Below are 1,409 nucleotides of genomic sequence, written 5' to 3'. Positions count from 1 at the left end.
GGCCTCCGAGGTCGCCCGGCTCGTCGTCGACGCCGGGCACGTCGCCGCCGGGCGGGTCGAACGCTCCCTGGCCGCCGCGGCCGCCGAGCGCGACGAGATCCAGGCCGCCCGCGCCGAACGCGAGCGGGCCCACACCGAGGCCCGCGACACCACGACGAAGCTCACCGCGCTGCTGGAGAAGCTCACCGACGCCGTCCACCGCGACGAGATGGTGCGCCAGCAGACCCGGATGCGCCTGGAGCAGCTGACCGAGAAGATCCTGGGTGACCACGGCATCGGCGTCGACGACCTTGTCGCCGAGTACGGGCCCGAGGTCCCGGTGCCGCCGTCGGCCGCCGAGACCGCCGAGTACGAGGCCGCACGCGAGCGCGGCGAGCAGGTCTCCGCGCCGCCGCCGGTCCCGTTCGACCGGCCCACCCAGGAGCGCCGCCTCAAGCGGGCCGAGAAGGACCTGTCGCTGCTCGGCAAGGTCAACCCGCTCGCGCTGGAGGAGTTCGCGGCGCTGGAGGAGCGCTACAAGTTCCTGTCCACCCAGCTCGAGGACCTGAAGAACACCCGGCGTGACCTGCTCACCGTCGTCCGCGAGGTCGACGACAAGATCCTCGAGGTCTTCACCACCGCCTACCACGACGTCGCCGCCGAGTTCGAGACCGTGTTCGCGACGCTGTTCCCCGGAGGCGACGGCAGGCTCGTGCTCACCGACCCCGACGACATGCTCACCACCGGCATCGAGGTCGAGGCCCGCCCGCCGGGCAAGAAGGTCAAGCGGCTCTCGCTGCTGTCCGGCGGGGAGCGCTCACTGACCGCGATGGCGCTGCTCGTCGCGATCTTCCGGGCCCGGCCCTCGCCGTTCTACGTCCTCGACGAGATCGAGGCCGCCCTCGACGACGTCAACCTGCGCCGGCTCATCTCGCTGATGGAGGAGCTGCGCACCACCAGCCAGCTCATCGTCATCACCCATCAGAAGCCGACGATGGAGGTCGCCGACGCCCTCTACGGTGTCTCGATGCGCGGCGACGGCATCACCCAGGTCATCTCCCAGCGCCTGCGCCCCGCCTCCTGACCGGCTGACCGGCCCGTCCTGCACGGCGGGTCGGCCGGGCGTGGCAGGGTGGCGTCGTGACCACGCAGACCCTCTGGATCGTCGTCGCGATCGTCGTGGCGGTGTTGCTGATCGCCGTCGTCGCCGGGCTGGTGATCGCCCGCCGACGGCGCATCAGCCTGCGGTCCGACGAGCAGCAGCGCGAGCTCGGGACCGGTACGGACGAGCCACCGCGCACCGGCGGCAGCTACCAGGCCGGGGGCGGGTTCGCGTTCTCCTCCGGGACGGCCACCGCGCCCGAGCGGCCGCGCGCCCCCGGCGACGACGCCCCGACCGCCGCCACACCGACCCCCGCCACCCCGGCCGC

General features: G+C 73.0%; 1 protein-coding gene and 1 pseudogene. Both read left to right on the top strand.

Features of this window, described 5'->3' with window-relative positions; all coding sequences use genetic code 11:
• On the top strand, positions 1–1,063 hold a 1,063-nt coding region (locus tag NH602_RS30840), incomplete at its 5' end, for an AAA family ATPase (protein ID WP_253069690.1).
• Between the two features lie 56 nt (positions 1,064–1,119).
• Positions 1,120–1,409 (top strand): annotated as a pseudogene (locus NH602_RS30835) (signal recognition particle-docking protein FtsY); the annotation flags it as partial.

This window comes from Pseudonocardia sp. McavD-2-B (assembly GCF_024124365.1).
GTDB lineage: Bacteria > Actinomycetota > Actinomycetes > Mycobacteriales > Pseudonocardiaceae > Pseudonocardia > Pseudonocardia alni.
This window is presented reverse-complemented; position numbering and strand designations above follow the sequence as displayed.